General features: G+C 72.6%; 17 protein-coding genes. 9 read left to right on the top strand and 8 right to left on the bottom strand.

The features are described from left to right. Window positions 1-42: 42 nt before the first annotated feature. Entirely contained in the window at window positions 43-3,381 is a 3,339-nt protein-coding gene (locus tag ACFY2Z_RS00585) for a BTAD domain-containing putative transcriptional regulator (protein ID WP_390741984.1), read from the bottom strand. A gap of 112 nt (window positions 3,382-3,493) precedes the next feature. After that, window positions 3,494-3,994, bottom strand: coding sequence for a DUF6578 domain-containing protein (locus ACFY2Z_RS00580; protein WP_390742410.1), 501 nt, complete (start codon window positions 3,992-3,994; stop codon window positions 3,494-3,496). A 106-nt stretch (window positions 3,995-4,100) separates the two neighbouring features. Between ACFY2Z_RS00580 and ACFY2Z_RS00575 the strand changes: the two genes are divergently transcribed. Next, window positions 4,101-4,898 (top strand): site-2 protease family protein, encoded by a 798-nt coding sequence (locus tag ACFY2Z_RS00575; RefSeq protein WP_390741983.1) that lies wholly within the window; start codon window positions 4,101-4,103, stop codon window positions 4,896-4,898. Here the strand turns inward: ACFY2Z_RS00575 and ACFY2Z_RS00570 are convergent. The 3 genes from ACFY2Z_RS00570 to ACFY2Z_RS00560 all read right to left on the bottom strand — a co-directional run bounded on the left by ACFY2Z_RS00570 (window position 4,888) and on the right by ACFY2Z_RS00560 (window position 6,982). Next, window positions 4,888-5,070, bottom strand: a complete 183-nt coding sequence (locus ACFY2Z_RS00570) for a hypothetical protein (RefSeq protein ID WP_390741982.1) — start codon at window positions 5,068-5,070, stop codon at window positions 4,888-4,890. The genes ACFY2Z_RS00575 and ACFY2Z_RS00570 overlap by 11 nt on opposite strands. Before the next feature lie 81 nt (window positions 5,071-5,151). After that, window positions 5,152-5,856, bottom strand: coding sequence for an NADPH-dependent F420 reductase (npdG, locus tag ACFY2Z_RS00565; protein WP_311690562.1), 705 nt, complete (start codon window positions 5,854-5,856; stop codon window positions 5,152-5,154). A 37-nt stretch (window positions 5,857-5,893) separates the two neighbouring features. After that, entirely contained in the window at window positions 5,894-6,982 is a 1,089-nt protein-coding gene (locus tag ACFY2Z_RS00560) for an exo-alpha-sialidase (RefSeq protein ID WP_390742409.1), read from the bottom strand. A 221-nt stretch (window positions 6,983-7,203) separates the two neighbouring features. On the opposite strand from ACFY2Z_RS00560, the gene ACFY2Z_RS00555 reads away from it, so the two are divergent. Both ACFY2Z_RS00555 and ACFY2Z_RS00550 read left to right on the top strand, forming a co-directional pair. After that, a complete protein-coding gene (locus tag ACFY2Z_RS00555) occupies window positions 7,204-7,806 on the top strand; it encodes a hypothetical protein (protein ID WP_390741981.1) in 603 nt (200 codons plus the stop codon). Window positions 7,807-7,859: 53 nt separating this feature from the next. Further along, window positions 7,860-9,221 (top strand): MFS transporter, encoded by a 1,362-nt coding sequence (locus tag ACFY2Z_RS00550; protein WP_390741980.1) that lies wholly within the window; start codon window positions 7,860-7,862, stop codon window positions 9,219-9,221. 46 nt (window positions 9,222-9,267) lie between these two features. Here the strand turns inward: ACFY2Z_RS00550 and ACFY2Z_RS00545 are convergent, their stop codons facing one another. Then, the gene (locus tag ACFY2Z_RS00545) at window positions 9,268-9,498 is read right to left on the bottom strand and encodes a hypothetical protein (protein ID WP_311690558.1); all 231 of its coding nucleotides are present in this window, start codon (window positions 9,496-9,498) and stop codon (window positions 9,268-9,270) included. A gap of 61 nt (window positions 9,499-9,559) precedes the next feature. Here ACFY2Z_RS00545 and map point away from each other — a divergent pair, with 61 nt between their 5' ends. Both map and ACFY2Z_RS00535 read left to right on the top strand, forming a co-directional pair. Beyond that, complete coding sequence (gene map / locus ACFY2Z_RS00540) at window positions 9,560-10,417, top strand: type I methionyl aminopeptidase (RefSeq protein ID WP_390741979.1); 858 nt, start codon at window positions 9,560-9,562, stop codon at window positions 10,415-10,417. A gap of 128 nt (window positions 10,418-10,545) precedes the next feature. Further along, window positions 10,546-11,214 (top strand): heme oxygenase (biliverdin-producing), encoded by a 669-nt coding sequence (locus ACFY2Z_RS00535; RefSeq protein ID WP_390741978.1) that lies wholly within the window; start codon window positions 10,546-10,548, stop codon window positions 11,212-11,214. Window positions 11,215-11,221: 7 nt separating this feature from the next. Here ACFY2Z_RS00535 and ACFY2Z_RS00530 read toward each other — a convergent pair whose 3' ends face one another. Further along, window positions 11,222-11,866, bottom strand: coding sequence for a PhzF family phenazine biosynthesis protein (locus ACFY2Z_RS00530; RefSeq protein ID WP_390741977.1), 645 nt, complete (start codon window positions 11,864-11,866; stop codon window positions 11,222-11,224). Between the two features lie 264 nt (window positions 11,867-12,130). Here ACFY2Z_RS00530 and efeO point away from each other — a divergent pair, with 264 nt between their 5' ends. The 4 genes from efeO (at window position 12,131) to ACFY2Z_RS00510 (ending at window position 16,569) form a co-directional block, all read left to right on the top strand. After that, complete coding sequence (gene efeO, locus ACFY2Z_RS00525; protein WP_390741976.1) at window positions 12,131-13,267, top strand: iron uptake system protein EfeO; 1,137 nt, start codon at window positions 12,131-12,133, stop codon at window positions 13,265-13,267. 9 nt (window positions 13,268-13,276) lie between these two features. Next, window positions 13,277-14,539 carry an iron uptake transporter deferrochelatase/peroxidase subunit gene (gene efeB, locus ACFY2Z_RS00520; protein ID WP_390741975.1) on the top strand — a complete coding sequence of 421 codons (1,263 nt, stop codon included), beginning with the start codon at window positions 13,277-13,279 and terminating at the stop codon, window positions 14,537-14,539. Between the two features lie 3 nt (window positions 14,540-14,542). Then, window positions 14,543-15,400, top strand: a complete 858-nt coding sequence (gene efeU / locus ACFY2Z_RS00515; RefSeq protein ID WP_390741974.1) for an iron uptake transporter permease EfeU — start codon at window positions 14,543-14,545, stop codon at window positions 15,398-15,400. Window positions 15,401-15,654: 254 nt separating this feature from the next. After that, window positions 15,655-16,569, top strand: coding sequence for a hypothetical protein (locus tag ACFY2Z_RS00510; RefSeq protein ID WP_390741973.1), 915 nt, complete (start codon window positions 15,655-15,657; stop codon window positions 16,567-16,569). Window positions 16,570-16,573: 4 nt separating this feature from the next. On the opposite strand, the gene ACFY2Z_RS00505 is transcribed toward ACFY2Z_RS00510, so the two are convergent. Further along, window positions 16,574-17,311, bottom strand: coding sequence for a bifunctional DNA primase/polymerase (locus ACFY2Z_RS00505; RefSeq protein WP_390741972.1), 738 nt, complete (start codon window positions 17,309-17,311; stop codon window positions 16,574-16,576). Window positions 17,312-17,586: the final 275 nt, after the last annotated feature.

The following is a 17,586-nucleotide window of genomic DNA, read 5'->3' as shown; positions in this document are numbered from 1 at the left end:
CACGGCCAGGAACCGACCTGCCCCGCAGTACACCGGTCCGCGTCAGACGAGGGCGGTGGCCTCCTCCACGGAGAGGCTGCCGCCCTCGGCGTACGCCGCCTCGTACTCCGCGTCGCCCAGCACGGCCCGCACGTCCGCCTCCGCTCGGGCGCGGGCCTCGCGCTCCGCCGTTCCCGGGAAGTGGCCGGGCGGCAGCAGAGCGTCGGCGGCCCCCAGGCAGACCGCCCCGTCCCGGGCACGGCTCCCGCCGTCCGCACCCGCGAGCGCCATCGCGGCGGTCGTCAGGTGAATCGAGATCTGATGCGGCGCGACCACCATCGCCATCCGGTCCCCGGCCCGCTCGAGCGCCCGCCGCACCGTGGCCAGGCCCTCGGGGTACCGCTCCTCCAGCACGTGCAGCCAGGCCTCCAGACCGAGCACGATGCCCTCGAAGACCGGGAAGGCGAGGGCTCTGAACTCGCTGCGCAGCAGGCGCGCCTGCTCACGTGCCTCGGGCACCCGTCCGGTGCGGCTGAACCACATCGCCAGGGACAGCCGTGCGAACGGATTGGCGTCGTTCGTCGTGTCGCGGACTTCCTCGATGACCTGGCGCAGCAGCCGCTCCCCCGGCTCGCCCTGCCCGGCTTCCAGCAGCACACCGCCGAGACGGGCGTCGAGCACGGACGCCTGGGAATGGGCGCCGAGTCGCTCGGCGTACACCCGGGCGGCCCGGTAGTCGTCGGCGGCGGGCAGGTAGTCGCCACGCCGTTCGCGGGCCTCCCCGCGGGCGGACAGGGCCTCGGCCGCGCCCCAGGCGTCCCCGAGCCGGAGAAAGATCTCCAGCGCCTCGTCCGCGTCCCGGGTCGCGTCCCCCGCCCAGTGAGTGCGGTTGGCGAGGATGTTGGCGCGCAACTGCAGGACCTGGGCCAGCTCCCAGGGGTAGCCCAGCTCGCGGCAGGTGCGGACGGACTCGTCGAGGAGCTCGCGCATACGGTCGAGGTCACCGCTGAGCACGACGGCGTAGAACCACAGGAAGCCGGGGAACCGGCAGGTCTGGGGCTGACCGGGGCGGTAGGTCTCGCAGACGACGCGCAGCTTCTCCTTCCCCTCGAAGGTGTCCCACGACTGGAACTCCACGTCCGTGGCGAAATGGACGAGATGGGCGCCGCGGCGGGCCTCCTGGAGGATCTCCGGGCGCATCGGCGGCGGGGCGTCGGTGCAACTCTCGGGGAGGTCCGGCACCGGCCGGACGGGCACCGTGAAGGGATCGGGGCCGAGCGCGATGACCGCGGTGGACCAGGTCCGGGCCTCGACGCGCTGATCGCGGATCTGCCAGTACCAGGCCAGGGAGTGCAGCAGGCACAGCGCCTCCTGCTCGTCGCGGTCGGCGACGGCACGGCGCAGGGCGGTGCGCAGGTTCTCGTACTCGACCTGGAACCGTTCGATCGCCGTGCGCTGGGCGGACGAGCGCAGCAACGGGTCCGTGGTGCGGGCCAGTTCGCGGTAGTACGTGAGGTGGGCGCGCTCGGCGGCGGGCCGGTCACCCGACTCGTCGAGCTGTTCGCCCGCGTACTCGGCGACGGTCTCCAGCAGCCGGTAGCGCATCTCCCCCTCGCCCGAAGGGGCCGCCACCACGAGGGACTTGTCGACGAGCGAGCCCAGCACCTCCAGTGCGACGGGGCCGCACACGGCCTCGGCGGCGGTGAGGTCGCAGCCGCCGGCGAAGACGGACAGCCGGCACAGCACCGCGCGCTCGTCCGCGTCGAGGAGGTCCCAGGACCAGTCGACCACGGCCCGCAGGGTCTGCTGCCGGGGCAGCAGGGTACGGCTGCCGGAGGTGAGCAGCCGGAAGCGGTCGTCGAGCCGGTCGGCGATCTGGCGCGGCGACAGCATCCGCAGCCGGGCCGCCGCCAGTTCGATGGCGAGCGGCAGTCCGTCCAGTCGGCGGCAGATCTCCGCGGCGGCAGCGGCGGTGTCCTCGTCGGCGTCGACCCGGAAGCCGGGACGGGCGGCGGCGCCGCGGTCGGCGAGCAGCTTCAGCGCGTGCGGCTGCGGCAGCGGCTCGACGGGGCGCAGCAACTCCCCCGGTACGCCGAGGGGTTCGCGGCTGGTGGCGAGGACCGTCAGCCCGGGGCAGTGCTGGAGGAGGTGCTCGACGAGGCGGGCGGCGGAGTCCACGACGTGTTCGCAGTTGTCGAGGATGAGCAGCATCCGGCGGCGCGCGCAGTGCTCGGCGAGCCGCTGGACCGGGTCGTCGTGCCGGTCGGTGACGGCGCGCATCTCCTCGGCGCCCGCGCCGCGCAGCACGGTCTCACGCGCCCCGACGGCGGTCAGCACGGCCTCGGGCACCGCCTCCGGGTCGTCGACGGGTGCCAGCTCGGCCAGCCACACCCCGTCCGGTGTCTCCTGCGCCACGGCCTCGGCGGCCTCCTGCGACAGCCGTGTCTTCCCGGCTCCGCCGGGTCCGAGCAGGGTGACGAGCCGCGCGGCCGCGAGGTCAGCGCGCAGGGTCTCCATGTCGGTGTCCCGCCCGACGAAGGAGGTGAGCCGGGCCCGGAGGTTGCCGGGACGGGGCGCCACGGCGAGGCTCTCGTCACCGGAGGGCGCGACGGCGGTCCCCGGCACGTCTGCGTGCGGGGCGGCGGGCCGTCCGGGTGCCGGGGTGTGCGGCACCTGTCCGCGCAGCAGTTCCCCGTGCAGCTCCCGCAGTTCGGGCCCCGGGTCGGACCCGAGGCGGTCCGCCAGCAGCCGTCGTACGGCGTCGTAGGCGGCCAGTGCCTGCGCCGGACGGCCCGCGTCGCGCAGCGCGCGCAGCCGCAGCGCCTGAAGGGACTCGTCGAGCGGGTGAAGGTCGCACAGGGCGGTCAGCTCGGGCAGGTACTGCTCCCCGTCGCCGAGGGCGAGGGCCGCGGCGAGGCGCGCGCGCCGCGCGTCGAGGCGGCGGGTCTCCCAGCGGGACACCTCGACCGCCCGGTCCGGGAGGTCGGCCAGGGCGGGCCCGTGCCAGAGGGCGAGGGCGTCGTCGAGCACGACCGCCGCCTTCCCGGGGTCGCCGTCGGCCAGCGCGCGCAGCCCCTCACCGGTGAGCCGCTCGAAGCGGTGCAGATCGACGTCGTCCGGGGCCGCCGCCAGCCGGTAGCTGCCGTCCGCCGACTCCACCGCGGCCGGCCCGAGCGTCCGGCGCAGCCGCCCGACCAGTGCCTGGAGGGCACCGGTGGCGTCGGCGGGCGGGTCGCCGTCCCACACCTCGTCGACGAGCAGGGCGACGGGGACCGGCCGGCCGGCCCTCAGCGCGAGCACGGTCAGCAGGGCACGCAGCCTGGCTCCGCCGACCGGGACGGGCGTGCCGTCGGTGCGGAGTGCCTGGGTGGTGCCGAGAATGCGATAGCGCACGGGGTTCATTGTCTCCGGTGGCAGCGAAAAGCGGACCGCCCGGCCCGGGGGCTCCCCGGCCCCGGCGAGGCCGGGAGCCGGGACGAGGGCGGGAGAGAGGTCGGGAGCGCGGGCGGGCCGGTCACGGTCCCGGCGGGGCGGCGCCGTACACGTCGAGGTCGACGAGGGCGCCCGACCGCCCCTCGCCGAACCAGCGCGGACAGCGGTACACGTCCTCCAGCGAGCGTCCGCCGGGCACGGGCACATACGTGCGCGAGCCGGGCGAGACCGGGACCCAGGTCTGGTGCACCAGCCGGACGGCGCGCACACGGCCGGTGGTCTCGGCCCAGCGGTCGCTGTGACGCTCGACACAGAGCAGGCCGCGCCGGCGGCCGTCCGCCTCCGCGGTGTCCCCGGGCACCGCGGCGACCAGCCCGTCCACCGCCCGCACCAGCCGGAGCGCGCCTGCCGCCTCGCGCGCCTCCGCCACCGGCGCGGCCAGGGTGCCGAGCGGCTCCTCCCAGCCGCCGCCGAGCACGTCCTCGGCGTCCATGAGCAGCAACGGCCAGCTCACCTCCTCCCCCACGGAGAACGGCGTGCCGCAGCACTCCATCTGCCAGTCCGCGTAGAACACCTGCCACATCCCCACGCCCCCACCTTTGCGGAACTCGGACCGCAGGGCGAGACGTTTTCCCGGCGTGGCGGGTACGGTCGGGCCGTCCGTACCCTTCTCGAGTCCAGGGAGCCACATGACCACCGCCGCCACCCGGCGCAGCGACCGGAGGATCAGCCCCGTCTTCGTGGGGCTGCTGGCCGTGACGGCGGTCACCGGCTGGGCCACCTGGAGCGGCTTCGCCGCGCGGCCGGGTGTCGCCGTGTTCCTGTTCGTGACGGCCGCCTGGATCGTCTCGCTGTGTCTGCACGAGTACGCACACGCGCGCACCGCCCTGCACGGCGGCGACATCTCGGTCGGCGCGAAGGGCTATCTCACACTCAACCCGCTGAAGTACACCCACGCGCTGCTGAGCGTCGCACTGCCGGTGGTCTTCCTGATCATGGGCGGGATCGGGCTGCCGGGCGGCGCGGTCTTCATCGAGCGGGGCCGGATCCGGGGCCGCTGGCGGCAGAGTCTGATCTCGGCGGCGGGCCCGCTGACCAACGTCCTGTTCGCGGTGGTGTGCACGGCCCCGTTCTGGCTGCATGCGCTGGACGGGGTGCCCGCCGAGTTCCAGTTCGCGCTGGCCCTGCTGGCCCTGCTCCAGGTGACGGCCGCGATCCTGAACTTCCTGCCGGTGCCGGGCCTGGACGGCTACGGGGTGATCGAGCCCTGGCTGCCGTACGACATCAAGCGGCAGGTGGAGCCCTTCGCGCCGTTCGGTCTGCTCGCCGTGTTCGCGATCCTGGGGATCCCGTCGGTGGGTGGCGCGTTCTTCGACGCGATCAACTCGGTCCTGAACGCGCTGGGCATCGACAACCTGCACAGCGCCTGCGGCTGGGAGCTGTACCGCTTCTGGAAGCCCGTTCCCGACGGCTGCGTCAGCCCGTGACCGAACGGCCTCCGCTGCGGCCCCGGCGCACGTAGTACCAGGTCATGTTGGACGACACACCGGCGAGCAACACCCAGACGATTCCCAGCCAGCTGCCCTGGACGAAGGAGACGACGGCCGCGACGGCGGACAGGACGCACACGGCGAGGGCGTAGAAGGCTAGGCGGGGCATGGAGGCGGCTCCTGACGGACGGACGGTGTGTGGTCGTACGCGGTGGTACGGCGTCCAGTGTCCCCCATGCCCCAGGGCCCGCTAGACGTCGGTCACCCTCAGCCCGGCGTGCGCCTTGTACCGCCGGTTGACGGAGATCAGGTTCGCCGTGAGCGCCTCGACCTGGTGGGCGTTGCGCAGCCGTCCGGAGAAGATGCCGCGCATGCCGGGGATGCGGCCGGCCAGCGCCTGCACGATCTCGACATCGGCGCGCTCCTCGCCGAGGACCATGACGTCGGTGTCGATCCGCTCGATGTCCGGGTCCTCCAGGAGGACGGCGGACAGATGGTGGAAAGCGGCGGCGACACGCGAGTCCGGCAGCAGCGCCGCGGCCTGCTCGGCGGCACTGCCCTCCTCGGGCTTGAGCGCGAACGCGCCCTTCTTGTCGAAGCCGAGCGGGTTGACGCAGTCGACGACGAGCTTGCCGGCCAGTTCCTCGCGCAGGGACGCGAGGAGCGTGCCGTGGCCCTCCCACGGCACGGCGACGATCACGAGGTCGCTGCGGCGTGCGGTCTCGGCGTTGTCGGCGCCCTCGATGCCGTGGCCGAGCTGTCCGGCCGCGGCCTCGGCGCGTTCCGTGGCGCGGGAGCCGATGATCACCTTCTGGCCGGCCCTGGCGAGCCGGTAGGCGAGGCCCTTGCCCTGCGGCCCGGTCCCGCCGAGTACGCCGACGACGAGCCCGGAGACATCGGGGAGGTCCCAGGGGTCCTTGGCGGGGGCCTTGGGTGCACTGTCGCTAGAGGTCATGGGCCGACTCTACGTGCGCCGCGGTCCCGTCCGCCGCTCAGGTGAGAGCCGCCACGGGGATCCGGCGGAAGGTGATCGTCTCGTAGGCGCCGAAGTCGCCGGTCTCGTAGAGCAGACCGACGGTCGCGTCGTCGACACGGACCAGGTCGGAGTACGCGGCGGGCAGTCCGTCGACGGTGTACGCGGCCCGCCAGGTGGTCCCGGCGTCGGCGGAGACGCGGACGGCCATCAGGGCGCGGAAGGCGGGGTCCGCGGGGCCGGAGAACAACAGCAGGTCCGGGTCGCGCAGTTGCAGAACGCTGGCCTGGCAGACGGGCGCGACCAGACCCGCCTGCGGGCGGAAGGGCCTGCCGAGGGTGCGGCCGCCGTCGGTGGAGTGGGCGTCGGCACGGTTGCCGGGGGACGGGGAGTCGTTGCGGGTGTTGAGGTAGACGCGGCCGTCGGGGAGTTCGGCCGCCGTGGTCTCGTTGACGTTGATGTAGCCGTTCGTGTTCTCGTCGAGGTAGCCGAGGTACCAGCTCTCGCCGCGGTCGTCGCTGAGCAGGCAGTGGCCGCTGTTGTACCTGGCTTCGGCACCCGCGTCGCCGCCGGTGGGCGCCAGGGTGTGATTGCCGGGGACGAGCACGCGGCCCGAGGTGAGCTGGAGGGCGTGGCCGGGGGTGGTGGCGTACCAGCGCCAGTCCTGCTTCTTCACCTGCCCGGTGATCTCTTTGAGGCCGGACCAGCTCAGTCCGTCGTCGTCGCTGTGCTGCACCCAGACACGGCGCCCGTCGGCGGGCTTGACCTTCCCGCGCAGGATGGCGTCCTCCGTCGCGCCGGCCGCCGCGCGGACATGGACGAGCAGGATGCGGCCGGTGTCCAGGACGACCGGCGCGGGGTTGCCGGCCAGCCCGGTCCCGTTTCGGGCGACGGCCTGGAGCGGGCCCCAGGTGCGGCCGCCGTCCGTGGACCGCTTGAGCACGATGTCGATGTGCCCGTGGTCGGCGGCGGAGGTCACCCGCCCTTCGCAGAAGGCGAGAAGCGTGCCGGCCCGGGTCGCGACGACGGCGGGGATCCGGTAACTGACGTATCCCTCACGGCCCGCCCGGAAGGGAACGGATCCGGCGAGGGGCGCAGGGGACTCCATGGGCTCGGAGGACTCGAGGGGCTCGGCAGTCCCGGTGGACCCGGCGGACTGCGCCCTCTCGGCTGCGGCTGCGCTCTTCTCGGTCATGCGGCTCCTCGGACAAAGCGGCGGTGGAGCGTGGCGCGACGGTCGTGAACCGTAATTCGGCTCCATGCCCGGGTCGGGCGAATTCGGGGTGAACTCCGGGTCACGAGTGACCGGTTGCGGCAGGATGCCGTCGCATGGACGCCGTACGGGTCGCGTTGCTGCGGGAAGTGCTCGCCGGGACCGAGTGGCCGGGTGCCACGCGGCGGTTCGCGGGGACCCTGCGCGGTTCCGTGGTGTCGCACGGGGGCGGGCTGCTGCTGGTCGGCACCGAGGAGTACGAGCCCTGGCACCTGGCCGCGCACCTGGTGGACGAGGCGGCCTGGTCGGGCACGCCGGAGCTGTCCCCGACGCTGGTGCGGCATGCGGCGCGGACCTCGGACCCGGCGCATCTGGCGGTGGGGCTCGGACGGCTGTCGGCGGCGCGGCGCGGGGAGACGCTGCTGGTGGTGTCGCCCGCCGCGCCGGGGGCCGGGCTGCTGGAACGGGTCCATGACGCGCGCCGGGCCGGGGCGACGGTGCTGGCGCTGGAGTCCGGGGACCGCGACCTCGTGGCCCTGGCGCACGAGGCGCTGACGGTGCCGGCGGACACGGACCTGGATCTGGACACGGTGCAGCATCTGGTGAGCGCGGCGGCCGGGGAGAACGTGCTGCCGGCCCCGCGGGCACACCGTCGCTTCCGGGACCGGCTGTCGCGCCTGGCCGATCTGCTGACGTCGCCTCCGCCGTCGCGCTGGTGAGGACCGGAAAACCTGTTGCCCGGAGCGCCGGAGTCGGCTGAGCATGGCCCGTCGTGACCGACGACGCCCCCGCACCCTCCGCGCCCCTCTCACCGGCCCCGGCATGCTCGGACGAGCCCGCCGACGCCTCCCCCACCGGCGGCTTCCGGTTGCGCGCCCTGCTCCCCGACCTCGCGCCCTGGCACGCGTCGGCGGACTTCCGCCGGCTCTGGCTGGCCGGGGTGATCACCAACTTCGGCACCTTCCTCACCTTCGTCGCGCTCCCCGTGCAGCTGAAGGACCTCACCGGTTCGGCGGCGGCCGTGGGCGCGATCGGTGCCGTCGAAGTCCTGCCGCTGATCGTCTTCGGTCTGTACGGCGGCGCGCTCGCGGACGCGTACGACAAGCGGAAGCTGATCCTGTCCACGGAGGCCGGGCTGGGGCTGCTGTCCGCCGTGCTGCTGCTGAACGCGCTGCTGCCCCGGCCCGCCGTCTGGCCCCTGTACGCCGTCGCGGCCCTGTCCTCGGCCCTCGACGCGCTCCAGCGTCCCGCGCTGGACTCCCTCGTCCCGCGGATCGTCGCGCACGACCACCTTCCGGCCGCCGCCTCGCTCAACTCGCTGCGCTGGACGGTCGGCGGCGTCGCGGGCCCGGCGGTGGCGGGCGTGGTCGTGGCGTACGCCGGGCTGGGCGCGGCCTACGGCGCCGACCTGGTGACCTTCGTGGTGTCGGTGGTGCTGTGCCTGGGGCTCGCGGCGTCGCCCGCCTCGCACGAGGCCGCGAAACCCTCGCTGCGGTCCGTCGCGGAGGGCGCGCGCTACGCGTGGAGCCGCAAGGAACTCCTGGGCACGTATGTCGTCGACATCGCCGCGATGCTCTTCGCGATGCCGCTCGCGGTGCTGCCGTTCCTCGCCGACGAACTGCGCGCCCCCTGGTCGCTGGGGCTGATGTACGCGTCCTTTCCCGCCGGTGCGCTGGTCGTGTCGCTGACCGGCGGATGGACCTCGCGGATCCACCGGCACGGACGGATGGTGGTCCTCTCGGCGGCCGCCTGGGGGCTGGCGGTCGCGGCGGCGGGTGTCGCGGGGAACGTCTGGCTGGTGCTGCTCCTGCTGACCCTGGGCGGCGCCTTCGACATGGTCAGCGGCATCTTCCGGGGGGCGATGTGGAACCAGACGATCCCGGACGAGCTGCGCGGCCGCCTGGCCGGCATCGAGCTGCTGTCGTACTCCGTCGGCCCGCAGCTCGGTCAGGTCCGCTCGGGCGGCATGGCGGCGTGGCGGGGTGTGCGCGCCTCGGTCTGGTCGGGCGGGCTGCTGTGCACCGGTGCGGTGGCCCTGCTGGCCCTGTGCCTGCCCGGTCTGATGCGCTACGACGCCCGGACGAACGAGCACGCGGTACGGCTGAGGGCCCAGCGGACGCGCGCGGCCGTCTGAGGCCGGGCGGGCGGGCCGCCCAGCCGTCCGGGACCGCTCAGGCGGCTCAGTCTTCCTCCCGCTCCCCCGCGGTCGCGTCGTGCCACCGGGGGTCCGTGTCCCACTCCTCGTTGCGCTCGCGCGCGATGTCCATCGCGTGCTGCGCCTCCTCGCGGGACGCGTACGGACCGAAGCGGTCCTTGGCCGGGCACTCGGGGCCCTCCTCGACCTTCCCGTGGACCAGGCAGTAGTACCACTCGCCCGGCTTCCCGGCCGTCCGCTTCTTGAACAGCGCCATGACAGGAGCTCCTTTCCCCAGGGCCCATGTTCCCGTACACACGCTGGATAGACTCGCTGGCATGTCTGGCCAGTCGCTGCTCGTACCAGGAGAGCTGTCTCCCACCCGTTCCGTACCCGGAAACATCCGGCGCCCCGAATACGTCGGCAAGCCCGCGCCGACCCCGTACACCGGGCCCGAGGTGCAGACGCCCGAGACCGTCGAGGCGATGCGAATCGCCGGGCGGATCGCGGCCCAGGCGATGGCCGAGGCCGCGAAGCTGATCGCCCCGGGCGTCACCACGGACGAGCTGGACCGGGTCGCGCACGCCTACATGTGCGACCACGGCGCCTACCCGTCGACGCTCGGCTACCGCGGCTTCCCCAAGTCGCTGTGCACCTCGGTCAACGAGGTCATCTGCCACGGCATCCCGGACTCCACCGTGCTGCGCGACGGCGACATCATCAATCTGGACGTGACGGCGTACATCGGCGGCGTGCACGGCGACAACAACGCCACGTACCTGGTCGGCGACGTGGACGAGGAGTCCCGGCTGCTGGTCGAGCGCACCCGGGAGTCCCTCAACCGCGCGATCAAGGCCGTCCGGCCCGGCCGCCAGGTCAACGTCATCGGCCGGGTCATCGAGTCGTACGCCAAGCGGTTCGGCTACGGAGTGGTGCGGGACTTCACCGGGCACGGGATCAACTCGTCGTTCCACTCCGGCCTGATCATCCCGCACTACGACAGCCCGCACGCGACCACCGTGATGCAGCCCGGCATGACCTTCACCATCGAGCCCATGCTCACCCTCGGCAGCCACGAGTACGACATGTGGGACGACGGCTGGACGGTGGTGACGAAGGACCGCAAGCGCACCGCCCAGTTCGAGCACACGCTGGTCGTCACGGACACGGGCGCGGAGGTCCTGACCCTGCCGTAAGCGCCTCGCCCGCACCACCCGCGCCAGGAGCCCGCTCCCTCCACGGAGCGGGCTCCGTCATGTGGAGAGGCCCGGGGATCCTGGGTACGGTCTTACCGACAGCCTGTCGGTAAGACCGAGGAGGCCCCATGACCGCGCCGGACCCGTCCCGCACGGAGTTCTCGACGCTTCTGCGCACCGCGTCGCACGACCACCACCGGGAGGCGAACAGCTCGGCCTTCATCACCGGACTGCTCGGCGGCAGCTTCGAGGTCGAGGCGTACGCGCGCTACACCGAGCAGCTGTGGTTCGTCTACGAGGCCCTGGAGGCCGGGGCCCGGCGGCTGGCGGGCGACCCGGTGGCGGGCCCCTTCGTACGGCCGGAACTGTTCCGGCTGGCCGAGCTGGAGCGGGACCTCGCGCATCTGCGCGGCCCCGGCTGGCGCGCGGGTCTCGCTCCCCTGCCCGCGACCCGGACGTACGCGGACCGGGTGCGGGAGTGCGCCGAGAAGTGGCCCGGCGGCTATGTGGCCCACCACTACACCCGCTATCTCGGCGACCTGGCGGGCGGCCAGATCATCCGCGACACGGCGGAGCGGACCTGGGGATTCACCCGGAAGGGCGATGGGGTTCGGTTCTATGTGTTCGAGGGGATCCCGAACCCGGCGGCGTTCAGGAAGACGTACCGGGCACTGTTGGACGGGATCCGGGCGGACGACATGGAGAAGCAGCGGGTCGTCGCCGAGTGCCGGCGGGCGTACACACTGAACACGGCGGTCCTCCAGGCCCTGGGCGAGGAGTTCCCGCTGAGCGCCTGAAGCGGCGTCAGCGCTCCAGGAACACCCGTCCGCCGATCTCCACCCACCCCTCGGGCTGCGGCGCCGTCAGGATCTGCGAGCCCGCCCCCTGGGTGATGTTCAGCGCGCGGCCCAGTCGCGCGGTCAGCAGCAGCGCCGCCGCGCCCGTCGCCTCGTCCTCGTCGATGCCGTCGTCACGGCCGGGGAAGCCGCGCGCCCGGATCCGGCCCGCCGCCTCGTCCTCCCACGCCCAGGCGTAGATCCACTCCCCCGGCGAGGGCACCTCCAGCCCGTCCACCTCGGCGGCCGTCGCGTACTGCTTCAGGGTGCGCGGCGGTGCCCACTCCGGGAGGGCCTCGATCCAGCTGAACTCGCCGTCCAGGCGCGCCCCCACCACCCCGGCCGGGGTGACGATCTCGGGCACGTCGAGCAGCCAGGCCGTGCCGACGCAGGGGTGTCCGGCGAACGGCAGCCGCAGCGTGGGGGTGTAGATGTCGATGACGCCGCGCTCGGGGTCGTCGACGAACACGGTCTCGCTGAAGCCGAGCTTGCCGGCCAGCGCCTGGCGGTCGCCGCGCTCGGGAACCGTCGAGCCGTCGCGGACGACACCGAGTTCGTTGCCGTAGCCGCCGCCGGGTCCGCAGAAGACGCGGAGCACGTCGTAGTCAGTCACACGGGCATTCAAACATCACATCGGCAGACGGGAGCGCCGACGTGGGTGCCGGACCCCTCACCGTCACTTGACTTTCTCTTGACTACCCCTTGGGGTCTGCCTTGAGGCGACGTGATCAAGCCGTAATCCGTGATCTTTCCGTGGGAACGGAATCACGACCCGGGGGTATGAGCGAGGTAAGGCTCGGGTAACTTAGGCAAGCCTCACCACACCACGCGGGCTCCCTCCGTGTGGTGTGTCCGTCGTTCGCCCCTTGGAGCATGCATGCGAGCCGCCCGACTCTCCGTCGTCACCGCCGTCGCCACCGCGGCCGCCCTGACCGCCGTCTCGGCCTGCACCGCCAAGAGCGACGCCAAGGACGGCGACGCGATCCAGGTGACGGCCGCCGACTCCACGTGCGACACCTCGGTCGCCTCCGTGCCGGCCGGCCAGGTCACGCTGAAGGTCGAGAACAAGGGATCGAAGGCCACCGAGGTCGAGATCCTGTTCCCGGACGACCGGATCGTCTCCGAGAAGGAGAACATCGGCCCGGGCACCAAGTACACGCTGACCGCCGAGGTCAAGGCCGGTTCGTACGAGATCGCCTGCCGTCCGGGCATGAAGGGCCACGGCGTACGGCAGAAGCTGACCGTCACCGGCGGCTCGGCCGCCCAGCGCAACCCGAAGCTGGACAAGGCCGTCGCCGACTACCGCGAGTACGCCCAGGAGCAGGCCGACGCCACCGTGCCGCTCGCCGAGACCTTCGCGAAGGCCATCAAGGCCGGCGACCTCGAGGCCGCCAAGAAGGCCTACGCGCCCTCGCGCATCGGCTGGGAGCGCACCGAGCCGGTCGCGGAGTCCTTCGGTGACATCGACCCCAAGACCGACACGCGCGCCGACGGCCTGGAGCAGGGCCAGAAGTGGACCGGCTGGCACCGGCTGGAGAAGGCCCTCTGGCAGGACAAGAAGATCGGCGCCGAGGAGAAGACCCTCGCCGGCCAGCTGGTGACCGACCTGAAGGACTGGCAGACGCGGGTCGGCAAGGCCGCGATCACCCCGACCTCCATGGCCAACGGCGCCAAGGAGCTGCTGGACGAGGTCGCCACCGGCAAGGTCACCGGTGAGGAGGACCGCTACTCGCACACCGACCTGGTCGACTTCAAGGGCAATGTCGAGGGCGCCCAGAAGGCGTACGAGCTGCTGAAGCCGGTCGCGTCGAAGAACGACTCCGCCCTCACCACCGAGCTCGACAAGCAGTTCACCGCACTGAACACGCTGCTCGACAAGTACCGCACCGACAAGAACGGCTACGACTTCGTCTCCTACGACAAGGTCGCCAAGGACCAGCGCAAGGAGCTGTCGGACGCGGTCAACGCCCTCGCGGAGCCGCTGTCCAAGCTCGCCGCCGCGGTCGTGAAGTAGGAGAGGGGCATGACCGAGATCCAGGGCACTTCCTCCCCCTCCCGCCGGGCGCTGATCGGTTGGGGCGGCGCCGGGCTCGCGCTCGGTGCCGCCGCGGCCGGCGGTGCGGTGGCGGCGGTCAAGGCGGGCGACGACGTGGCTCCGGTGGCCGCCGGGACGGGCGCCGCGGTGCAGTTCCACGGCGCCCACCAGGCCGGCATCGCCACCCCCGTACAGGACCGGCTGCACTTCGCCGCGTTCGACGTGAAGACCGACGACCGCGCCGAGTTCGTCCAGCTGCTGAAGGACTGGACGGAGGCGGCGCGGCGGATGACCGCGGGCCGGACGGTCGGTGAGGGCGCCTACGGCGGACTCGCCGAGGCCCCGCCGGACGACACCGGTGAGGCGCTGGGCCTCAAACCGTCGCGGCTGACGCTGACGATCGGCTTCGGGCCGTCGCTCTTCGAGAAGTTCGGGCTGCGGGACAGACGGCCTCAGGCGCTGGTCGATCTGCCCCCGTTCCCGGGCGACAACCTCGACCGGTCCCGCACCGGCGGCGATCTGTGCGTCCAGGCCTGCGCGGACGACCCGCAGGTCGCCGTGCACGCGATCCGCAACCTGGCCCGCATCGGCTTCGGCAAGGTCGCCATCCGCTGGTCCCAGCTCGGCTTCGGCAAGACCTCGTCGACCACCCCGGACGCCCAGACCCCCCGCAACCTCATGGGGTTCAAGGACGGCACCCGCAACATCGCGGGCACGGAAACGGACCGGCTGAAGAAGTTCGTGTGGGTCCAGGACGGCGACGGCGACCGGAACTCGGCCTGGATGACCGGCGGTTCGTATCTCGTCGCCCGGCGCATCCGTATGAACATCGAGACCTGGGACCGCACCTCGCTGCAGGAGCAGGAGGACGTCTTCGGCCGCGACAAGGGCGAGGGCGCCCCCGTCGGCAAGGCGAAGGAGCACGACGCGCCGTTCCTGAAGGCGATGAAGCCCGACGCACATGTGCGGCTCGCCCACCCCGAGTCCAACAACGGGATCACGATCCTGCGCCGCGGCTACTCCTTCACCGACGGCACGGACGGACTGGGCCGCCTGGACGCGGGCCTGTTCTTCCTCGCCTACCAGCGCGACCCCCGCAAGGGGTTCGTCCCGCTCCAGCGCAGGCTGTCGGCGTCCGACGCGCTCAACGAGTACATCCAGCACGTGGGTTCGGCCGTCTTCGCGGTCCCGCCGGGCGTCCGCGACAAGGACGACTGGTGGGGCCGGACCCTGCTGACCGAGGAGGCGTAGCCCGTGTTCTCCAACTATCTGATCGGCCTGCGGGAAGGGCTGGAGGCCAGCCTCGTCGTCTGCATCCTGATCGCCTATCTGGTCAAGACCGGCCGCAGGGAAGCCCTGAAGCCGATCTGGATCGGCATCGCCATCGCGGTCGCCATCGCGCTGGGCTTCGGCTGTGTCCTCGAATTCGGCTCCCAGGAGCTGACGTTCCAGGCGCAGGAGGCACTCGGCGGCTCCCTGTCGGTCGTCGCGGTCGGCCTGGTGACCTGGATGGTCTTCTGGATGCGGCGCACCGCCCGGCATCTGAAGGCGGAGCTGCACGGCAAGCTGGACGCGGCCCTCGCCATGGGCACGGGCGCGCTGGTCGCCACCGCGTTCCTGGCCGTCGGCCGGGAGGGCCTGGAGACCGCGCTGTTCGTGTGGGCGTCGGTGCACGCGGCCAGCGACGGCACCCCGCGTCCGCTCATCGGCGTCGCCCTGGGCCTGGCCACGGCGGTCCTGCTGGGCTGGCTGTTCTACCGCGGCGCCCTGAAGATCAACCTCGCCAAGTTCTTCACCTGGACCGGCGGCATGCTGGTCGTGGTCGCCGCGGGCGTGCTCGCCTACGGCTTCCACGATCTGCAGGAGGCCGACTGGCTCCCGGGGCTGACGCACCTCGCCTTCGACATCAGCGGCGTCATCCCGCCGGACAGCTGGTACGGCACACTGCTGAAGGGCGTGTTCAACTTCCAGCCCGACCCGACCGTGCTCCAACTCACGGTGTGGGCCCTGTATCTGGTTCCCACACTCGCGATCTTCCTCTCCCCGGCCGGGTTCGTCCTGGGCGGGAGCAGGCAGCAGGCCACGCCTCCCCCCGTGCGGGACAAGGTCTGACGGAGCGCCGGGCGCCGTCGGCGGGACGCGGCAGGGGAACCGGCCGCCCACCGCTCGCCCCGTCCCGGTAGGGTTCGCCTCCGGGAAGGGGAAGGTGAAGGCCAGTCATGAGCAGGGATCGCGGGGTCGGCGGGGATCGCAGCCCTCGGACGCTTCGTAGTCGCAGCCTTCGGACGCCTGGTGGCGGCGGACCTCGGACGCCTCGCCGTCGCAGCCGGTTCGCCCTGGCGACAGCGGTGGCCGCCGTCGTCTGCATGACGGCGAGCGGCTGCGTCGTCGTCCACGGCGAACGCGAGGTCGTGCCGTCGGCGACCAGACCCGAGGCGGCCCGCGCGCTCAAGGACTTCCTCGCCGCCTACAACAAGGCGGACAAGACCTACGACCGCTCCGCGGACGCGAGCCGTGTCACCGGCGCCCTCGCCGACATCGACGGCGGCAAGCTGGAGGCGGGGCACAAGACCAACCCGGACGGCAACCCCGGCCATGTCCCGCTGCAGCTGACCGACGCCACGTTCACGATCCCGAAGAAGGCGGGCTGGCCCCGCTGGTTCGTCGCCGACACCCACGCCAACAAGGGCAGCGCGAGCGCCCATTGGCTGCTGGTCTTCACCCGCACCGACCCGGACAAGGTGTGGGCGGTGTCGTATCTGACCATCCTCGCGCCGGACGACGTGCCGACGTTCGCGAAGGACAAGGACGGCTGGGCCGAGTCCGTCGCCGCGAACGACGCGTCGCTCGCCGTACGGCCGAGCGGACTCGGGGCGGCGTACGCGTCGTATCTGAAGAGCGGCGGGAACGTGTTCGCGCCCGGCCCGCACACCTCGCAGTTCCGGGCGAGCCGACTGGCGAGTGCGAAGCGGCCCGGGGTGGCCCGGCAGTATCTCGATCAGCCGCTGACGGACAGCGGCGCCTACGCTCCGCTGGGGCTGCGCACCACCGACGGTGGCGCGCTGGTGTTCTTCGCCACGCGCCGCTACGAGAAGCAGACGGCCGCGCAGGGCGTGAACATCACCATCACCGACCCGGGCGTCAAGGCCCTGCTGACCGGGGAGATCAAGCAGTCCCTCACGCGGGAGTTCGTCTCCAACCAGGCGGTGCTGGATCCCAAGCAGGGTCAGGTGAAGTTCCTCAGCCGAGTGGAGGGGCTGACGGGCGCGAAGGGCGAGTGAGGGCTCAGCCCCCGTGCGGCCAGCCCGCGAGCTGGTCCTCGGCGGCGTCCCCGACATGGCGGGCGCAGGCGTCCGTCAGATGCTCCAGCAGGCTCAGCGGATCCGGCAGCGCGTGCTCCGGCCCCCGCACCCACTCGACCGACAGCTCACCGGGCAGCCGGGCGGGCGGCAGCAGGACGTACGAGCCCCGACAGTGCCAGCGCAGGCCCGGATGCTCGTCCATCGTCTCCGGCCGGCAGTCCAGGACGCACGGCCACCACTCGTCCTCGTCCTCGGGGGTGCCGCGGGTCAGTGTGAAGAACAGCATGCGACCGTCACCGGTCGCGGCGACGGGACCCACCTCCACGCCGGCGGCGAGCAGCCCTTCGAGGGCCTCCTCGCCGGCCTCCCGCGGGACGTCCAGCACGTCGTGCACCATCCCGGTCGCGGTGATGAAGTTCGCCTCGGGCTGGTGCCGGACCCAGCGCTCGACCTGTGCCCGGTCCGTCGTGGACTGGGTCTGCCAGGCGAAGGAGACGGGGTGCCGGGCGGGCGTGGGACAGCCGATGCGGTCGCAGGAGCAGCGGTAGCCGACGGGGTGTGCGGCGGGCGCGAGCGGCAGCCCCGCGGCGGCGGCAGCCAGCAGCATCGCCTCACGGCCGCCGTCGCCGGCGTCCTCCTCGAGACGGGCGGGACGGCGTCCGCGCAGCCACTGGGAGATCCTGCCCTGCCGGCCCGGGCGGCGGCCGAACTCTGCGCTCATCTATCCCCTCGCCTCACTGCCGTGGTCGGGACGCATGTCCCATGGTCGCACCATCCTGCGCCCCGGGTGCCCGGAGTCCCCATCCGGGGTAGGTGGGGCGATGCCAACCGCGGGCCGGTATCAGGCGGCATTACGGGATTTATAGGCATGTGTCCAACGACAGGGAGACCGGCACGAGTGTCCGACCGCACTCGCGTGCGGGCGGGGTTCCCGTCGCCTGCGGAAGGGGCAGCCCGGTGCGGGCGGGGTCCCGTCGCCTGCGGAAGGGGCAGCCC

It is taken from the genome of Streptomyces sp. NPDC001222, assembly GCF_042896945.1.
Lineage (GTDB): Bacteria > Actinomycetota > Actinomycetes > Streptomycetales > Streptomycetaceae > Streptomyces > Streptomyces gibsoniae.
Note: the sequence above shows the minus strand (reverse complement) of the source record. Positions and strands in the feature narration are given on the sequence as shown.